Origin of the sequence: Salinigranum salinum (assembly GCF_009176545.1) — an archaeon.
GTDB lineage: Archaea > Halobacteriota > Halobacteria > Halobacteriales > Haloferacaceae > Salinigranum > Salinigranum salinum.
In genome coordinates this window covers 2,119,978-2,138,239 of sequence record NZ_VTOJ01000001.1, presented here as the reverse complement: position 1 = coordinate 2,138,239, position 18,262 = coordinate 2,119,978, and the positions used below count along the sequence as shown (strand labels likewise).

Genomic DNA, 18,262 nt, shown 5'->3' with positions numbered 1-18,262 from the left:
GTTGTCTGTCCACCGTCTTGTGTCTGTCGCCGTCTCCGGTGCGGCGGTTCGACCGTGAACCCCGGCGGATCGAGCACGTTTCACGGCCCGACCGTTCTCACCGCTGAGAGTCGGCGGGTGAGATTAAACACCGAGCGACGACAGCCACGAGCAATGATCACCGTCGAGGGACTCCAGAAGACGTACGGGGATTTCCCCGCTGTCGTCGGAAGCGACTTCTCGGTCGACCGTGGCGAGATATTCGGCATTGTCGGCCCGAACGGAGCGGGGAAGACGACGACGCTGAAGATGCTCGCCGGGCTCGTCGACCCCTCCGGAGGGGCGGCGACGGTCGCCGGCCACGACGCGGGCGACCCCGAGATGCGCCGTTCGCTCGGCTTCCTCCCCGAGGAATCCCCGCTGTACGAGGACATGACCGCCCGCTCGTATCTGCGCTTCTTCGCCGATCTCTACGACGTCCCCCGGGAGGAAGCCCGCGAGCGCACGGAACGGACGCTCGACCGGCTCGAACTCGAACACCGCGAGCGCCGTCTCGGCGACACCTCCAAGGGGATGAAACGGAAGGTCGCCATCGCGCGCTCGCTCGTGAACGACCCCGACCTCCTCATCTACGACGAACCCGCTTCTGGATTGGACCCGCTGACGACGAACTACGTCCTGGAGTTCACGCGCGAACTCGCCACCCAGGGCAAAACGGTGGTGTTCTCGGCGCACAACCTCTACCACGTCGAGAGCGTCTGCGACCGCGTCGTCATCATGAACCGGGGACAGATCGTCGCGCGCGGCAGCGTCGAGGGAATCCGCGCCGACCACGGCACCACGTCGTACCACGTCTTCACCACCTGTCCTCTCGACGGGAGCGAACCGACCGACGACGGCCGGCATCTGACCGTGGTCGACGACATGGCCGCCGTCGACGACCTCCGGAGCGAGGCGACGGCGGCTGGCGGGACGGTCGCGGACATCCGCACGCGAGAGCCGAGCCTCGAGGAACTGTTCCTCGACATCGCCGACCGACCACTCGAGACGGATCCCCGGGCGGAGGCCGTCCGGTGAAGCCGCGCGCGATCGTCCGCATCGCCCGCTGGGAGGTGGGTCGGTCGGTCGGCGTCGTCGACCGTCGGACGGTCGTCCTCGGCGTCTTCGCGCTCGTCGTCGTCGGCAGCGTCGTCGGTGCGGGACTCCTCGGCGGCGGGGTAGCGCTGGACCGCGACCTCTATCGCGTCGGCGTCGCCGAGTCGAGCCCGTACCACGACCCGGTCGCGTCGAGCACGACGCTCGCCGCCCACCCGCCGAGCGAGACGGCGTTGCGCGCGGGCGAACTCGACCTGCTCGTGGTCGACCGACGCGTCGTCGTCCCCGACACGCCGAAAGGTGCGGCCGCGGTCGCGGCGCTCCGGGAGAGCGTCGAACGACACAACGCCCGACTGATGCGGGCCGAGGAGAACCGGAGCGCGGCGTTCCCCGTGGTCGTCTCGCTGTCGTACGCGACGCGCGACGAGGTGGTGGTCGCCGGACCGAGCGGGGACACGGACGACGGCGGGTCCAGCGGTGGGAGTGAGACCGCCGGCGACGGGGGGAGTGGCGGTGACAGCGCCGGAGAGGTCACCACTCGGCCGGAGAGCAGTGGCCCGCTCGCGGTTCCCGGGATCGGTACCGGCGTCTTCGCACGCGACTCGGTCGGGTCACCGGCGGATATCGACCCGCCGTTCCCGTTCAGTTCGCTCGTACTCGCGTTCGCCTTCCTCGTCCCGATGAACTTCGTGATCCAGGCGTACGGCTCGACGGTGCTCAACGAGCGGGTCAACCGACGGGGCGAGCTCCTCCTCGTCGCCCCCGTCTCGCCCGCCGACATCGTCGCTGGAAAGACGCTCCCGTACCTCGCGGCGATGGTCGGCGTGACCACGCTGATCGCGGGCGCGGTCGGCGGCGGGGTCGTCTCCGTCGCCGCAGTCGTCCCGCTCGCTCTCCTCTTCCTCGCGGCGACGTTCGTCGGCGCGATGTTCGCGCGATCGTTCAAGGAACTCACGTTCGTGACTGTCTCGCTCAGCGTCTTCCTCACCTCCTACGCGTTCGTCCCCGCCATCTTCACCAACGTCACCCCCATCGCGCTCATCTCCCCACTGTCGCTCGTCGTCCGCGACCTCCAGGGAAGCGGCGTCGACCTGTCCGCGTACCTGTTCTCGACCGGCCCGATCTACCTCTCGGCCGGCGTGCTGTTCCTCCTCGGGATCGGCGTCTACCGCGAGGAGGACATGTTCACCCAGCGGCCGGTCCCACTGAAGTTCCTGGACGCGCTCGACGCCCGCCTGTCGGGGCTGGGGTCGGTCGCGCTCCTCTCCACGCTGTCGATCCCGTTCGTCTTCGTCGCCGAACTGCTCGGGATCGCGGTGCTGTTCGCGCTCCCCGTCTCGGTCTCGGTGCCGCTCATCCTCGTCGTCGTCGCGCTCGTCGAGGAGGTAGCGAAAAGCCTGCACGTGCTGGCAGGGTACGAGAACGACCGGTTCGACCGCTCGATCCGGCGCGCGCTGGCGCTCGGAACCGCCTCCGGGGTCGGCTTCTTCCTCGGGGAGAAGACGACGGCGATCGTCCAGCTCGTCGGACTCCCCGAACTCACGGTCGGTCGCGCCGCGTTCGCATCCTCGGGAACCGTGGGCGCGGAGACCGTCCCGCTCGCGCTCGGGCTGTTGGCCGCCCCGCTCGTCCTCCACACGGTTACGGCGGCGCTGTCGGCGCTCGGTGCGCGTGGCGGTTTTCAGTGGTACCTCGGCGGGGTCGGGGCCGCCGTGGTCGTCCACACGACGTACAACCTCACGGTGGTGACGCTCCTTGGGTGACGGCTCGCTCGCCATCGCCCGGCGCGAACTCGCCGTGCTCCGGGCCGAGAAGACCATCGTGCTCGCGCTGCTCATCCAGCTGTTCATCGCCGCCTTCTCATCGTTCCTCGTCGTCGGCCTCGTCTCGCTGTACGATCCGGGGAGCGTTCAGGGCTACCAGGTCGACGTCGCCCTCTCCGGCTCCGAGGCGGAGGTGCGCGACCTCGCGCGCGTCGTGGCCGACCAGCCCGCAATGCGTCCCGTCGACTTCCCGACGGAAGCGGCGGCCCTCGCGGCGTTCGAGCGCGGCGACGTCGACGCGGTGCTCGTCGCCGAACGGCGCGGCGGACGGACGTTCGTCCGGGCGACGGTCCCCGACTCCAACGTCGAGACGACGGTGACGGTCGTCCAGGTGCGCGAGGCCCTGCAGGCGTACGAGCGCGCCGAACGGACCGAACGAGCCGTGTTCCTCGAGCGGACGCCGCTCGACCTCCCCGCCGAGGGAGGATCGAGCCCGTACTTCGGGTTCACGTACACCGTCTTGGTCCCCCTGCTCCTGTTCCTCCCGGTGTTCATCAGCGGCTCGATCGCCGTCGACTCGCTCACGGAGGAGATCGACCGCGGCACGCTCGAACTCCTGCGAGTCGCACCGGTGTCGTTCGCCGACATCGTCGACGGGAAGCTCCTCGCCGCCGCGGGACTCGCGCCCGCACAGGCCGCGCTCTGGATCGCGCTCCTGCGGCTGAACGGCACTGCGGTCGCCCACGCGGGGCTGCTCGTCGCGTTCGTCGCGTCGCTGGCGGTGTTCGTCGTCTCGCTCGCGCTCGCCATCGCTGTCGTCGCCCCGGATCGCCGGACCGCCCAGTTGCTGTACTCCGTCGCCGTCCTCGTCGTGTTCGGCGGTACGACGGTGCTCCCGGTCAACCCGTCGAACGTCGCCGCGCGGCTCGCGATCGACAGCGCCGACACGACGAGCGTGGCGGCGGTCGTCGTCCTCGCCGTGCTCGCCGTCGCGGGCTATCTCGGCCTCCGGGCGCTCACGAACCGGGTCGACCCTGCCGTGCTCGGGTGAGCCCGTCGAGGAGGACGACCGTTCGTGGACGGCGGTCGGCTGTCGGCCGTGATCGGTCACAAGCGGAACGCACACAAGGCCGGCGGTCGCAGTCGGGCGTATGGGACTCGGTGGAACCGCGAAGAAGCTCCAGAAGGTCGCGGAGATGGGCGAGGAACTGTACAAACGGATCAACGACCTCCGGGCGCAGGTCGCGGAGATGCGCGAGACCGTCAACGCGACCCACGACCGCGTCGACGCACTCGAGAGCGAGGTGACGGAACAGCGTGCCATCCTCGAGGCGCTCGCCGCCCACGAGGGCATCGACCTCGACGCCGTCATCGCCGAGGCACACATCTCCGAGGCCGAGACCGACGCGACCACGACCGACGGTGTCGAGGGCGACGGAGCCGACGGTGTCGAGGAAGACGGGACGGAGACAGGGAGTGACGAGAACCCGACGGGCGAGACTGCGTCCGACGAGAACGCGTCGCGGGAGTGACTGTCGAGTCGCGAGGAGCCCGATAGGTCGGTCAGGAGCGTCGGCTCGATCGGACGGAGCGTGGGGTCTGTGGGACGAACCGTCGACACCTCTTGCCGTGGAGCGTCAGCCGCGCAGTCTGGCGTGTTCGACCTTCATGCACCTGTCTTGTACCACGTCGATCCCCGCCGCCTCGGCGCGTGCGGCAGCGTCGTCGTCGCGGATCCCGAGCTGGAGCCAGATCGACCCGGCATCGCCGTTCGACTCGTGACGCTCGAGTACCTCGTCGACGATCCCGCTCACCTCCCGGCTCGGTCGGAACACGTTGACGAGCGCCACCTCGTCCGGCACCGCACCGAGCGAGTCGTACGCCGGTTCGCCGAGGATCTCGTCGGCGCTCGGGTTGACCGGGACGATACGGTAGCCGTGTCGCTGGAGGTAGCTCGGGATCTCGTGGGCCGCCTTCCCCGGCGTCCGCGAACAGCCGACGACGGCGACGGTCTCGAGGTCGAGGAGTCGCTGGATCCCCTCGTCGCTGGTGAGTGGCATCACCCGACAGAGGTGCGCCACGGATAAAAACGGACGGTCGGAACCCGGTCGGCCAGGGCGCGCGTCCGACCCGCCGCGACTGGGGGGTTCAGGGGAGGCGAACAGTCGGCTCGCCGTCCTCGTGTGTCGTGATGATCCCGTCGAACAGCTGTTTGAGCGTGTTCATCGTTTGGTCGTCGTGCGCCGTCGAGTCGATGGCGAACAGCCCGAGGCCGTCGACGCTCTGCAGTCGGCCGGTGAACACGTGCAGGAACCGGAACACCGTCTGGAGGTCCGAGTACATGAGGAGCGTCGACAGCGAGTGCAGCATCACCCGGTTCTGCGTGATCTCCCGCGACTGGTAGAGGTCTTCGAGCACCTCCGAGAGCTTGATCCCGATGCCGGTCATGTCCACCGGCGACGACGCGTACTTGACGCGCTCGTCCTCGGAGACGTCGCTGATCCCCTGCTGGCGGGTGACGCAGTCGATGACGACGAGCGGGTGGTTCTCGTAGTCGACGCGGCGCTCGAAGTCCTTCAGGACCCGCTGGGCGCTGTCCTTCGTGCTGACGACGACCGCCCCCTCGCCGCTGGTGAGGCCGGCGGTGAGGATGTCGAAGCCGAGCGCACGCTTGCCCGTCAGCGGCGGTCCGGCGAGGAGGATGTTCGTGCCGGGCTGTACCTCGACGTCGAGCGCAGGTGAGAGATCATACATGAGCGGCCCTCCGGGTAAGCGTCCCCGCTGGCAGATAGACACTCGTATGGCGGGTCAACAGTCCGGGGGTCATTAGACGGTCCCAAGATACAGTGTGCCGGTAATATTCTTTATGATTCCCTTAGTAGTCGTCATGATCCCAGTGTGCGAACCGTCCGATTCGACCTTCGGTCCGGAGGGACAACCGTCTATCGGTTACGTTCTCTCCGTGGACACGATCTCCCGGGGCGCCGACGGCGATCGCCGGGGCCACGTCGCGTGGGTAACACCGCGGACGTCGGGGGCCGTTCACAGGCCCCGGTGTCGACGGGCAGCTGCGTGAAACCACGAGGTTTAACAGGCCGTATCTCGCTACGTTCGGATACGGGCGCTTAGCTCAGTTTGGACAGAGTGCTTGGCTTCGGACCAAGTTGTCGCGGGTTCAAATCCTGCAGCGCCCACTTCTCTGCGACGAACGGACGTGAGGAGCGAGAGGTGCACCGCGAAGGATTTGAATCAGGGAGCGAGCGCAGCGAGCGACCGTGGTTCACAATCCTGTAGCGCCCATCCCGCAGTCTTGCGGTTTTCCGGATCTCTCCACAAAGAGAGCCAACCATGTTCAGGGCTATCCGGATTCGACTAATCTGGTCATCGTATCGCAGTAAGCGATTCCAGGGAGGTGTTGGGCTTCTTATGAGTGGCCCCCCACCGACCACCTCCCAATCGTCCCCGAACCCACGGAGGCACGACTTGCCGAAAGACAGCCCGCGACTACTCTCCCTCTCGAATCCGGACGGTCGCGGACCCGTCGACGCTCAGGTTCGTCAACTCGCCGGTGAACGTGTACGTGTCCGATCCGTCGACGACCGTCCCGGCCGCGCTCGCGCCCGAGAACGAGTCCTCGGCGTTGAGTCCCGACCCGCCCGTGATCTCTCCAGAGACGTCGAACTCGTACTCGGTGTACTCTCCGTTCCCGACGATCTCGATCGTGTGCTCGGTGGTCGTGTCGCTCTCTTCGACGACGAGACGATCGACGTTGAGCGGTGGCCCACTCCACTCGATCCGGATGGTGTGCTCGCCACCCTCCTCGATCGTGAACTCGCCGACGTCGGTCTCGGTGAAATTGTACCACCCGCCGGTGTTTTTGACCACGGTCCCGATTTCCCGGCCGTCGATGGACACGGTGAGTTCGCCGTCACGCTTGCTCGCGACGGCGAGGGCGAGTCGATACGTCCCCGGCTCGGCGTCGACGGTGTACTCGACCCACTCGCCCTCCTCGACGTAGCCGATCGACCCGTCGCCCGTTCCACCCAGCGATGGCGGTTCGATGTCGACGCCGACGTCGGGTCTGAACCCGCTGTCGTCACGGCGTGCTGGTTCGTCGTCGTGATACGCGACGCCCTCGCCGCCGGTGTCGAAGTGTGACGCGTCAATCTCGCCCGGAAGCGTGCGAGCGGTTCCATCGTACGGCCGCTGGTCGTCCGTCGCTTTGCCGAGCGGGGCGACCACGCCGAAGTCGGAGCGGCTGACGTTGGCGCTCACCCGGTTTAGCGCGGCGTCGAGCTGGTCTTCTTCCTCGATCGGCTCCCAGCTGCCGTCGGCGTACCGACACAGTCGCAGGCTCTCCTCGTCGACGCCGACGGTGTCCAAGTCGGTGTACTTGACCGTGAGGTCCGCCCACGAGTCGACGCTCGTGCCGTTCACCACGACGTACGCGCCGACGCCGGCGATCCCCTCGGGGAGCCGTGGTGGGTCGGCCGCCTCCCGGATCGCGACGTCGCGGCTGTCGAACGAGAGCGTCGGGCCGACTGTCAGATTCGTCACCGTGTTGTTCGTCGACGCGCTCGCGGAGTAGTAGTCCCACTCGGCGTTCCCGACAGCGGTGTTGTTCGCCAGTCGATTGTCCGTCGCGCCGACGAGGACGATGCCGTGGTCGTTCCCCGTCACCGTGTTGTTGCGGACCGTGGTTCGACTGGCCCGGTCGATCTCGATCCCGACCGCCGATCCCGACGCGTCGTTGCCGACGATCCGGTTGTCGAACGTCTCGGTCCCGGCGACGCGCACCGCGGCGTCGTTGCCGCGGACCGTGTTGTTCCGGGCGTTGTTGGAGATGACGATCTCGTCGGCGGTGTTTCCGACGAGCAGGTTGTCGTCGGGGAACGTCTCCGTTCCCGTCCCCCAGTCGAGTCGGATGCGCTCTGCCGTCGTGTTTCGAATCGTGTTGTTCGGTGACGAGACGAGAGTGATGCTCCCTGCGGTGACGTTTTCGACCGTGTTGCCGGACCCTCGGAACCAAACGCTCCCCGACCGGCTGTCAGACCTCACGGTGACGTCGCGGAGCGTGCTGTTCACCGCATTTTCGGCGGTCAACTGATGGACGCGGCTTTCGGCCAGAGTGACATTCATTCCCCCGAGTCGTACCGAGACGGACTCGACTACCGAGCTTCATGAGCTGCGGTGGTGTCCATCGCCGCTCCACAACTGTCAGTTCGATCCAGCCGCAGCATCCGCCGAGACGTGTGGTTTCCGTCACGAACCAGTAGAGATCACACCGACCCCACTTTTCGGCTTCAACTAAACACGACCCACGTGTGGCCCCCTGATCGACCGATCGGCGGTGGTTGTGACCCACTCCCCGAGTGTCGGGCCACACTGTTCGGATGCCGACCCGCGTCGTCCGCCGACCGAATGGAAACGCCTTTTACTGTACCACCGTTTCTCCAAAACAAGGGCCGGTAGCTCAGTCAGGGAGAGCGACGGACTCTTAATCCGTCGGTCGGGGGTTCAACTCCCTCCCGGCCCGTTTTCCTGCGAACGAAGTGAGCAGTGAAAACGCCTCGGAGAGTGTTGAACCCGGCGAGTCGCACACAGCGAACGGAGTGAGCGAGCACGTCTCGACTCGGTTCAACTCCCTAGTCGAGGTTGCTCGGAGTCACGGCGTCGAGTGCTGGTGGGTGACGACCCTATTGCTCAAGCGTACGAAGGAAGGTGAGTTGACAGCAGACGAGGCGACCGACGTCCTGTATGACCTCGTGGACGAGGGGATGAATCTACATCCAAAGGTGTACGCACAAGTGCAAAAGAAGCTCCAAGAACTCGGGGAGTGAATCTTGGCCAGCGAGCCAAGAGTATTCGGTATAGAGACGCTCTCCTTGTCAGAGTCAGCTTACAGGAGCTTTTTTACGTCTGTGTAGGCCTCTTTCAGGGTGAAGCTCCATTGGATGCTGCCAACGAGTCCGTACTCAACGATTGCGTCGTCTGCTTCGATGACGGATTCGGCGAGGGATTCGATGTTTTCGGCCGAAAATTTCGGGTGGTTGCGAAGCCCATCTAAGAAGCCCGGGCTGGAGACCACTTGCTGTACCAGAACGTATAGCAACAGCGTCCGAGTCCCGGATGTGCTCACTGGAACTTCCTGCTGCTCCTCGCCGTAATCTACCTGTAGATTCTCAATGTAACCGTTGGTCTCGGAAACCGCGTATGAGCCGTTGAACAGGTACTGCCAGATAGCCGGGTTTGCGAGACTCAGGCTCGACTTAATCTGCCGAGCGAAGTTGTGTCGGGGAGCGGTAACATCCCGCTCGGCCCGGTAGTCGAGTTCGAGGACGAGGGAGGGGTGGAGGAACAAAGAGTCGAAAACCGTCGCCCAGATCGGATGTTCGTCGACGGCTTCTACCTCGTCCGTCAGGAACTCCTTTTTTACATCGGCCTCTTGCTCAGCCCGGTCGAGGATCCCGTTCAGACGCCGAATGATAGTCGGAAGGTGATTCATGAGCTCGGAGAGTTCCGAGCGGCACGTCGCGAAGAGTCCCTCGACGTCGGTTGAATCGGAGTCCAGCTCCCCGAGGCAGTCCATCACCAAGCACAGCTCGATGGTTTCCCAGAACGTGCGCAAGTGCTCCACCGACTGCTCAACGGTGTTCGGCGTCGGCAGCTCATCTGTTGTCAAGACATTAACCGCGCGCTCACGCTGGTACGAGAGATGATTCTCGATGAGTTTCGGGAGTGAGGGAGTCGACGACGAAGAACCAGCGAGCCGGGCGGGCGATCGTTCCGGAAACTGCGGGGCCCCTCTTCCGTCGGGGGCCGCAGTCTCGCTTCCTCCAGCGCTCTGCTGGGATATCTTCTGGAGTTCGGAGATCGCGATGTTGAACACACCCGCTGCGCTCGCATCTGGATTTTGCAAGACCGTCCGGAGGAGGGTAGTGGAACTCTCTGTGCCCCCGCTCCGGGTTATGTCGCGATACTCGCGGTAGTACTCCTGTGACTCCTGCACGACCCGGCGGGCGTTGCTCCGTAGTCCCTCGGATGGGACAGTAATGGTCACGACGGCATCTTGCCAAGTGACCCGGTCGTCCTCATCGACGCGAATAGAGAGTTCGGCGTCTGCCTCAAGCGTAGTCGTCATCCGGCGTTCGTCCCCGGCCTCAGTGGCGACGAGGAAGGTGTGTTTGCCCGAGATACCACCGAGGCGAAAGACGAGTTCGGCCTCGCCGTCGGAATCGGCCTGTGTCAGCTGTGCGTCAAGGAGTCGGAAGTCTACACGGTTGTCCGACATCTCTCCCTCCCACCCCTCGTAACTCTGGTCGCGAAGGGAGAGCGAGTCCAGATCGGCAACCGGGTCGGAGAAGTCGAAGGGGAAGGACGCGTTGTGGAGGAGTGACCCGTCGAGCGGCCGCGTCTGCTCCGGAGGGAACACCTGCAGAAATCCTGCCTCGACGTTCCCTCTCGAAGCGGGCTCGAGAAGCGCGGTGCTGGTCATGTTTGGGCTTCCGTAGAGACAAGCTGTGCCCCAGCCGCCCTCCAAGGTCATGTACTTCGCGTGAACCCACCGGGTCGACGAGTGTTCCATCTCCCGAACCGCGAAGTCATGGTCGAGTGTGTCCGGAAGTCCCCCAACGTCCATCGCGGTGCTCTCAGATTCGACGATGAACTCCAGCCGACCAGCATTCAGCGTCTCCGCAATCTGTCGCAACACGTTCGGCGAGCCATAGAACGGTGCGTACATCTGGACGGACTCGACATCACCGACCCGGCTGACGATCTGATCGAGAATCGACTCCGAGAGGTTCGAGAGGAACCAGATGCTCTGTTCGGTATTTGACTGTGGATCCTCCTTGTGATCAAGCCATTCGAGGGTGGTGGTGGCCTCCCGAACGTAATCTCGAGCGTCCTGTCCGGTCACGTAGCCTTCGATCTCGAGCAGTTGTTCGAAGAAGTCTCGGATGTCGCGGGCGACCGAGAACACCTCGCCAACGTTGTGTTCGTCGTCGCTCAACCAGTACCGCTGGAAGCCGTCACTGTAGCCGATTTGCGCTGCCTTACAGTATTCCTCAAGCCCGATGTTCGCGGAGCTGACGGTGAAGTAGACGCTCCGCTCGGACGCGTACAGATTGACCTTCGGGTGAAAGACGCCGTCAGAGTAGACGGGCTCCAGCAGGTAGTCAGTCCCGATTGGGGCCTCCCGCCAGTCACCCTTACTGATGTTGCGCTCGTAGCGGGTGGCATCCATCAGCACGAGCGGCAAGTCGCAGTTCCGCTTGCGCAGTCTGGGACGGACGTATCCGCTGAAGAACTGTGGATCGAACGGATACGTCGTCAGGAGTGCCTGCTGGATGCTCCAGCCCTCCCCCTCAAGCTCCTTGAGGAGGTTCATGCGTTTTCACCCCCGAGGGCGCGTCGGAGCAAGTCAGCGGCGAACGGCGTCACCGCGAAGTCCGCGTCTGGATCGTCCTCTAGCAGCCCGCAGTCCCGGAGGAAGGTGTTGGTCTCGAAGAACCGGACGAGGGAAACCCGTGCTCGGAAGGGCTGCTCTCCCCGCTCTTTCTGGGCCTCGAGACAGAGGCGGTTGTCCTGATCGAACGAGAGCATTCGCTTGAGGTTCCCGGGGCTGAGTCGGTCGTAGAAGACGCGGAGGTGTGTCCCGATGACCTGTTCCCGAAGCAGCGACCGCGCGACCTCGTGGATGGGGGTGTCGGGGTCAAGGTCGGCTATGAACCGGTCGAGAGCGGGCAAGGAGGCGAAGGGTGAGTCGAGTCGAGAGTACACGTAGTTGTGGAGCCACTGCCGTTCGTCACGCTGCCGTCTCAGGCGAGCCACCTCAAGGAGAACGAGGACAGTCGAGCAGGCGAGGGCCCGAGACCAGTGCGCGATCTGCGCGTCTTCGTCATCGAGAGCCGAGTGGAGCCCGTTCAAACTGTTTCGGATGGCCTTCGAGAGGAGCACCTCGTTGACGCCCTCGGCGCTGGTAAGTGCGGGTACGGTCTCCCACCCCTCGGCCGTCCATTCTGCGATGGCATCCTGTACGGTGCCGAGGTCAAGTGGGGTCTCAGGATCCGCTGGCGTAATCGAAACCGATGGCTTCGTCGGGTCGGCCGTCCCGTACAGCATCAGATTCCGAGTGAGCTGTTCCGTGGGGACATCGTCTGAACCATCCGAAACCTCGAAATTCCGCAGGATTCCGTTCACCTCCGCTTGAATCCGGTCGGCATCGCTTACTGATTCGACGAGCGGTTCGTAGTCGTACCGAGCGGGGATGCGGCTGTTGAGGAAGGTGGTTGTGGCCTCGAGTTGTGCCTCGAGCGCGTACCCGAGGTAGACCTGCTGCCAGTAGGTATGCATCAGCGACCGAAACTGGTCGAACTTCGCGTCCGTCTCCTTGAGTTCGATGGGATTCGCGGTGTCGTCCATCACCAGTTGGCGCGCTCGAAGCAGGAAGAGCGAGAACGCGCAACGGTAGTGGTGGTAGCCTCGGTGGTACTTCTGGTAGAGCTTGCTGGCGTTGTGATCCTCGACATCGCCCATTTCCAGTGTCTCGTGAAGGTGGTCGAGAACATTGATCCGGATCGCTTCTGGAATGGAGCCGTGGAGATGAACCGACCCCGACTGCTTGTCATCCTCCCATTCGAGGAACCCGAGGAACACCTTTTGAAGTGCTCGCCGCTCTGGCTCGAACTCCGCCTCGTAGTAGACGGACTGGTTGGCGAAATCGTGACTGAACGCCTCAAAATTGTTTCGCGTCGCACGCCCACTTTCCGCACACGAGATTATTCTTTCCTGATTCTCGCCGAGTCGCTCCCCGACGAGTCCAGCGAGTTCCTGTCCTGCAGCGGTCAGTGTAAAATCCCCCCGCTTCAGCAGGAATTTCTGTAGTAGGTTCTCGTAGAACCGCTGGTAGGCGTAGCTGTCGTTCTTGAGCAGCTCTAGGTCGTCTAACCTGATTTCATCGAATTCTTCATAATCGTAATTGAATTCCGTGTTTCCGTCCATCCCAGTGATTGCACCCGGCTGGTCATGCTGGATTTCCTGATACCGGCTCGATAGGCAGAAGAGCTTCTCGATGTTCTTCATCTGCCGGTACCGCTCTTCGTCGTCGTCCTCTGAATCGCTCAGTTGCTCTATCGCCCAGCAGAAGATCGAGACGTACCGAAGCCGTAGCGGGATGGAGGTAATCGCCCCGTGGGCGAACAGGTTCACGACCCGGTTGCGCGAGCGGTTCGTGTAGAGTGGATCAACGGGTGTCCCTTCCTCGTCGATCTTGTCGCTCCAGTCTGGTGCTGGCTGTTGCATTAGTAAGAGATGATACTAACTACTCTTATTTTCTCGGAGACGTTATCACTGGAGATAGTCAGGAATATGAGAGAACCCGACTAGCGAGGGCCGAAATAGTCGCTAACACAAAATATGTCTTGGGACTCTCAACAGCAGCTCGCGTTCAGAAATATCACAAAATGAACTTTAATTCCATATTATTGCAAGAGAATTTAACATTATGGGATCTGAGACTCGCGTTCAAAGTGTTGAAACAATCTCAGAGCATCACATTTCGACCAAATACATCCAGAACATGTTATTTGAATCCGTTCAGAAAAGAAGTTTTGGATATTCTGATGGGCAAAGACCAAGAAGCGATGGAATATCTTTCGTAATTCTCTTGATTTTATAGATTTGAAGAGACAAGAGAGAGGGATATGATATTGGGGGAACGGGTATTAATTGTCGAAGTCAATCTCAGAGAGGATAATAGAACTGGGAATCTGTTCGTCGACGACCGAGAGGATGTGTGTCGACAGGAACACGGTGGTCTCCTCATCAACGAGTTCGGCGAGAACATCGAGGACGGTTCGAACGGCCCGTGGATCGAGACCGCTCGTCGGTTCGTACAGAAGAGGACGGCTGGCTCGTGGAGGAGTGCCTGGATCAGGCCGAGCTTCTGGCGCATCCCCTTGGAGTTGGTCGAAATTCGTCGATCCGCGTCGTCGGTCACGTCGAGACGGGCCAAGAACTCCTCGATCCGGGCTGCGGGCGCCGTTCGGGCAGAGGAACCCATAGATGGTTCCCTGCGGGACTGCGAGGTCGAGGTGATCGAACCGTGTGGTCTCCGAATCGTTTGGTTAGACCGTTCGTTTCGATGGCCAAGGGTGTCAAAGTTGATTGTGCTCTGATAGATTCGCCCGAGAGAGGGTCGTGAGTCATACTGAAGAAAACGTCAGGGCAAACATTAGCCGTTGCACTCGATTATCGCCGACCGAGAAGGTGAACCTCGCGTCGATGGTCACAACTCATCGTAGTGGATCTCCGTGAGCTGTCCCTGCCACGCCTCAAGATCGCCGTCCGGGAGGTGCCAGACGACTTCACCTTCCATCGGAATACGGATTCCGTTCCGTGTCTGGTAGTTGTTCCAGTACCCGGACCACGGCGTCGGCTCGAAGCCATCCGCTACACGTCGATACCGCCCCTCCGTGTAGACTCGCGTCACTTCGTCGTCCTCGTTGAACGAGAAGGTGAGTGAGGCGGACACGTCACCGTGGTCGATCGTCGCTTCCGCCGTCCGATCGTCGATCGGCTCCCACTGGACGCCTTCGCTGGGAAGCAGCGCTGTCGGATACCAGACGGCCTCGGCGAGATACCGAACCAGCTCCGCCTCGTTCAGTTCCTGGCTCGGCTCACCCCTGTCGAGCGGGATGACGCCGGACAGCGAGACCTCTGCAGAACCGTTCCCGTCCCGAAAGAGATCGCGGATGCGGAACGAGACGAACGGGACGAGCGAGATCGAGGCGTCCCAGAAGAATCCCGGCGGATCGACCGTGACGCGCTGTGTCGCCGTAAACGGTCTCCAGGGCGACGACGTATCGCCGAGGCGCAGTTTGCCGTGCTGTTTCAACCGGACCGAGTCGACGTATGGCTGTCCCTCCTGAAGCGTGTTTTCGAGATACGCTCGGACGGGGGCGGGTAGGTCTTCCAGGTCCTCGGCCGTGAACACCATCTCGCGTTCGGTGTTCGCCGGACGACGAAGTTCGTCAATCCACCGGGCAGTTTCACGTCGGAGCCAGAGGATGCCTGCGAGGACGGCAATGAGGAAAGCCACGACCGCACCAGTGGTACCTTTGAGGACACGAGCAGTCCGCATGGTCGCACATCGGAGGCCCCGAGCTAAAGAATACCCACCGTCAGAACCACACGTTAGACCGAACCGGAGGTGTTCGATTATGCCCGTCCTGTACGAGTACCTATCGGCCGAACCCAGTACCGACGTCCGCTAGTCGGGTGTACCGACTGGCCTGTAACTGTTCACGCTCTCGCCCCGCTCTGGAACCGGTGTGGACTCGGTCGGCGATGCGGGCCAACTGGGACACGCTACCAACCGTTATGATATGCCGGAGCAATACGAGCCGATGAATCATCGTATGCCAAGCCATGCCGGTTTCACACCACAGCACCGCACGATCGGGAGAGCCGCAGCCTGGCTGGTGTTCGTCCTCGGAGTGGTGTACGCACTCGTTACTGCTCTCGGGTTTCTCTCACTGGAGTCGCCTCATGACCCGATCGGAGATCCATACATCACGATCATGAGACTGCTCATCATCCCGTTAGCGGCATTGTACGTCGTTACCATGGTCGCGATTCACGCGTATGCACGCCCCGCGGTCAAGGTGTATAGTCTGACCGCACTCGTCTTCATGATCGTGTTAGCGACGGTTACGACCAGCGTCCACTTCGTCGGACTCACCGTCGGCCCTCGACTGGAAGCGACCGGACTGTCGTGGGTTCCGTTGATCGTCTCGTTCGAGTGGCCATCGATCGTGTACGCGTTGGACATCCTCGCGTGGGACTGGTTCTTCGCCCTCTCGATCCTCTTCGCTGTCCCCGTATTCAGAGGAGGGAGTCGACTGGTGAGATGGGTGTGGATTCTCCTCCTCGTGAGTGGGATACTGAGTCTCGCGGGTCTGATCGGTGTCCCACTCGCGGATATGCAGGTCCGGAACATCGGCGTCATCGGATACGCTGTCGTCGCTCCGGTCGCGTTTCTCCTGATCGGCATCGTGTTCGGACGTACCCAGCCTCTGCGGGAAGACACCGAGCGGAGTCATGACTCTCAATCAGCGGCCTGACACGCCCTTTTTGAGGACTCTGGAGGAACGAGACTGATACGAGGCTCCCCACGACACGACGAGGGGTGAGACGGCCGCCAGGCCGATCGTCTGGTTCACCGAGGGGTCCGAGAACGGATACGTAACGGCGCCCGTCGCGACGGTTCGAGGAGCGAGTTGACCGCCAACCCGACGGCGAGCGCCACGAGCGCGATGAGCAACCGTCGGTTCTGTCCCCGGGACATCAGGGAGCGCCTGCGACGTCTTTGGATCGAGCGACGGTGTCTCGCTGCCAGCTCACGACGAGGGGGCCCTAACCAGCACGAGGAACGGGAGCTGGAACGGGAATAGCTCGGGGGCGAGCCCGAAGAGCTCGCCGGTCAGGTTCATCATCCCGTGGATGACGAGTATCGCCAGGATGCTCCCCTGCGTGTTGTTGTACACCCAGACGAAGATCAGGGTCTGCAGGACGATCGACGGGAGCCACCACCAGAACTCCGGGTTGAAGTTCGTGTTCGCGTAGTAGCCCGGGAAGTAGACGAACGGTGCGTGCCAGACGGCCCAGGTTCCCCCGTTGAGGAGGCCGGCAACTGTCGCTGATCGTCCAGGGACACAACTTCCCCGAGGCACCGCTCGCAGGCATCGTCGTGATGACGGGCTGGACGGTCGCCGCCTCCCCGCTGTTCACCTACCTGACCGTCCACGCGAAGTCCGTCCTCGCCGCGACGCTGCTCCACGGCTCGTTCAACGCCGTGGTGTCGCTCTCGCTGGTCTACCTCACCGGAGCAAGCGCCCTCCTCGTCGGTCCGGTCGGATTCGCCGGGATTCACGTCGAACGAGCCGTCGAATACGGTCTCTCCCGCCGACGTTCCCGAGTAACGAGCGCTCGTAGGTGTGGGAAGCGGGTCACCAGCGACAGTCTGTGCGTTCAGGGGAGATACGTCGCAAGGAAGTTAATCAGACGGTCAAGCCGCTGGTTGATCGCTTCCTCGTCAGTTCGGTCAGCCTCGCCGTCTTCGTCCGATTGATCCATGATTGCTGATAGGTGGTCAGTACACACGAGTCTTTGGACGCATCATGTACCCGGCAGATAGCCACGCGTCTCTCGCACCCGGCACAGAACTACACCCGTCTACAACGGGTCGAAGAGTGCAATCCAAGAGCCCTAGTTGTCGTCGACAACTCACTGGAATCGATGAGTGGATGGTCTCGAGACAGCACCCCATAGGCCCAATTGTGAGCGAGAACGCCGAACTGTTATCCCAGTCGGTGCGTTCACCTGAGGTACGATGGTAACCGAAGAGTCTGCTGAGTCGGAGGTAATCCTCGCAGATCTCGAGATGACTCGGGGACTCACCATCCAGCTGACTGCAGTCGGGACACTCGGCATGGTCGTCGCGTGGGGACTGTTCAGTGTACTCTACGAATTCGGAACCGGACAGGCGGCGGCACTCAGACTCGTACTGCCGGATGTCGGCTGGTGGGCAGTTGCGGTGAACGTCCTCGTCGTCGTGGGTCTCGGGACGGCCTTCATCATCCCGCACGAGTGGCTGCACGGCCTCGCGATCCGATACGACGGCGGGGAAGCCAGATACGGTGTCGAGGTCGCCCACTTCATCCTGACGTACGCGTACGCGACGACCGAGCACGAGTTCAGTCGAAACCAGTTCATCGTCGTCTTGTTGACGCCGCTCGTGGTTCTGACACTCGTCGGTGTCCCAGTGATGATCGGACTGGAGTGGGGCTTACTCATCGTTTGACGCTGAACGCCGCCGGCGCAGTCGCGGACGTCTGGATGACCCTGAGCGTGGTGAGCTATCCCGCACACGTCCGCATCGTCGATCATGAGAGAGGGGTCAGGATTCTCGGCAACGAAACCGACCACGTCAATCCGCTCTCGGCGACCGCACTGGTCTGGGATGCACTTGTTGGGGCGGCAGTCGCTGCGTTCAGCGTCTTCGTACTCGTTGCGATTGGGGGTCCACTCCTGCTCTCGACGCTCGGTGTCGAATCACTCACTGTGGGGACGCCCGGTCGAATCACGTATCTATTCGCGTTCACGAACACGCCTGAGGAGATATCGTTTGGTGTCGGTCCCGGTGTCCTGGTCATCGGCGCGCTGGTCGGACTCGTCTACGCGCTCGTCCGGACATATCGCAGACGGACGCCCTCGAACGGAGAGACGATGTAGCCTACCGCAAGGGCATCGCACTGTGCTGCCGAACGGACGTGGGTCACACAAGGAGCTAACTATCTCCGAGAGAGCATACCGAAACAGATGGCAGTGAGACGTGTCCTGTCGACGTGGACTCCGGACCGTCA

Annotated in this window: 15 protein-coding genes, 2 tRNA genes and 1 pseudogene; 10 read left to right on the top strand and 8 right to left on the bottom strand. The window is 62.8% G+C overall.

The annotated features are described in order from the left end of the window. Positions 1–153 precede the first annotated feature (153 nt). The 4 genes from FZP69_RS10280 (at position 154) to FZP69_RS10265 (ending at position 4,369) form a co-directional block, all read left to right on the top strand. On the top strand, positions 154–1,056 hold the full coding sequence (locus FZP69_RS10280) for an ABC transporter ATP-binding protein (RefSeq protein ID WP_152041207.1): 903 nt from the start codon (positions 154–156) through the stop codon (positions 1,054–1,056). Further along, positions 1,053–2,837, top strand: coding sequence for an ABC transporter permease (locus FZP69_RS10275; RefSeq protein WP_152041206.1), 1,785 nt, complete (start codon positions 1,053–1,055; stop codon positions 2,835–2,837). The genes FZP69_RS10280 and FZP69_RS10275 overlap by 4 nt, the downstream gene beginning before the upstream one ends. Beyond that, on the top strand, positions 2,830–3,888 hold the full coding sequence (locus tag FZP69_RS10270) for an ABC transporter permease (RefSeq protein ID WP_152041205.1): 1,059 nt from the start codon (positions 2,830–2,832) through the stop codon (positions 3,886–3,888). Before FZP69_RS10275 ends, FZP69_RS10270 begins: the two co-directional genes overlap by 8 nt. A 100-nt stretch (positions 3,889–3,988) precedes the next feature. Further along, on the top strand, positions 3,989–4,369 hold the full coding sequence (locus FZP69_RS10265) for a DUF5798 family protein (RefSeq protein ID WP_152041204.1): 381 nt from the start codon (positions 3,989–3,991) through the stop codon (positions 4,367–4,369). Positions 4,370–4,474: 105 nt separating this feature from the next. On the opposite strand, the gene FZP69_RS10260 is transcribed toward FZP69_RS10265, so the two are convergent. Continuing rightward, positions 4,475–4,897, bottom strand: coding sequence for a CoA-binding protein (locus tag FZP69_RS10260; protein ID WP_152041203.1), 423 nt, complete (start codon positions 4,895–4,897; stop codon positions 4,475–4,477). A gap of 88 nt (positions 4,898–4,985) precedes the next feature. Continuing rightward, positions 4,986–5,591, bottom strand: coding sequence for an RAD55 family ATPase (locus FZP69_RS10255; RefSeq protein ID WP_152041202.1), 606 nt, complete (start codon positions 5,589–5,591; stop codon positions 4,986–4,988). 365 nt (positions 5,592–5,956) lie between these two features. On the opposite strand from FZP69_RS10255, the gene FZP69_RS10250 reads away from it, so the two are divergent. Continuing rightward, a tRNA-Arg gene (locus FZP69_RS10250) sits at positions 5,957–6,031 on the top strand. A gap of 310 nt (positions 6,032–6,341) precedes the next feature. On the opposite strand, the gene FZP69_RS10245 is transcribed toward FZP69_RS10250, so the two are convergent. Further along, on the bottom strand, positions 6,342–7,940 hold the full coding sequence (locus FZP69_RS10245) for a carbohydrate-binding protein (protein ID WP_192918529.1): 1,599 nt from the start codon (positions 7,938–7,940) through the stop codon (positions 6,342–6,344). A 359-nt stretch (positions 7,941–8,299) separates the two neighbouring features. Between FZP69_RS10245 and FZP69_RS10240 the strand changes: the two genes are divergently transcribed. Beyond that, positions 8,300–8,373 (top strand) — tRNA-Lys (locus tag FZP69_RS10240). A 16-nt stretch (positions 8,374–8,389) separates the two neighbouring features. After that, on the top strand, positions 8,390–8,677 hold the full coding sequence (locus FZP69_RS10235) for a hypothetical protein (protein ID WP_204959955.1): 288 nt from the start codon (positions 8,390–8,392) through the stop codon (positions 8,675–8,677). Positions 8,678–8,736: 59 nt separating this feature from the next. Here the strand turns inward: FZP69_RS10235 and FZP69_RS10230 are convergent, their stop codons facing one another. From FZP69_RS10230 to FZP69_RS10215, 4 genes and pseudogenes are all read right to left on the bottom strand, one after another. Beyond that, entirely contained in the window at positions 8,737–11,226 is a 2,490-nt protein-coding gene (locus tag FZP69_RS10230) for a hypothetical protein (RefSeq protein WP_152041200.1), read from the bottom strand. Further along, a complete protein-coding gene (locus FZP69_RS10225; RefSeq protein ID WP_152041199.1) occupies positions 11,223–13,139 on the bottom strand; it encodes a tetratricopeptide repeat protein in 1,917 nt (638 codons plus the stop codon). Before FZP69_RS10225 ends, FZP69_RS10230 begins: the two co-directional genes overlap by 4 nt. 470 nt (positions 13,140–13,609) lie before the next feature. Next, a pseudogene (locus tag FZP69_RS10220) lies at positions 13,610–13,935 on the bottom strand (AAA family ATPase); the annotation flags it as partial. Positions 13,936–14,124: 189 nt separating this feature from the next. Continuing rightward, a complete protein-coding gene (locus FZP69_RS10215; protein WP_204959953.1) occupies positions 14,125–14,979 on the bottom strand; it encodes a DUF6920 family protein in 855 nt (284 codons plus the stop codon). A 265-nt stretch (positions 14,980–15,244) separates the two neighbouring features. On the opposite strand from FZP69_RS10215, the gene FZP69_RS10210 reads away from it, so the two are divergent. Then, positions 15,245–15,961, top strand: a complete 717-nt coding sequence (locus FZP69_RS10210) for a hypothetical protein (RefSeq protein WP_204959951.1) — start codon at positions 15,245–15,247, stop codon at positions 15,959–15,961. Between the two features lie 276 nt (positions 15,962–16,237). Here the strand turns inward: FZP69_RS10210 and FZP69_RS10205 are convergent, their stop codons facing one another. Continuing rightward, on the bottom strand, positions 16,238–16,570 hold the full coding sequence (locus tag FZP69_RS10205) for a CPBP family glutamic-type intramembrane protease (RefSeq protein WP_240137542.1): 333 nt from the start codon (positions 16,568–16,570) through the stop codon (positions 16,238–16,240). A gap of 659 nt (positions 16,571–17,229) precedes the next feature. Here FZP69_RS10205 and FZP69_RS10200 point away from each other — a divergent pair. Continuing rightward, entirely contained in the window at positions 17,230–17,700 is a 471-nt protein-coding gene (locus FZP69_RS10200; RefSeq protein WP_152041197.1) for a DUF3267 domain-containing protein, read from the top strand. Continuing rightward, on the top strand, positions 17,697–18,131 hold the full coding sequence (locus FZP69_RS10195) for a hypothetical protein (protein WP_152041196.1): 435 nt from the start codon (positions 17,697–17,699) through the stop codon (positions 18,129–18,131). Before FZP69_RS10200 ends, FZP69_RS10195 begins: the two co-directional genes overlap by 4 nt. Positions 18,132–18,262 lie beyond the last annotated feature (131 nt).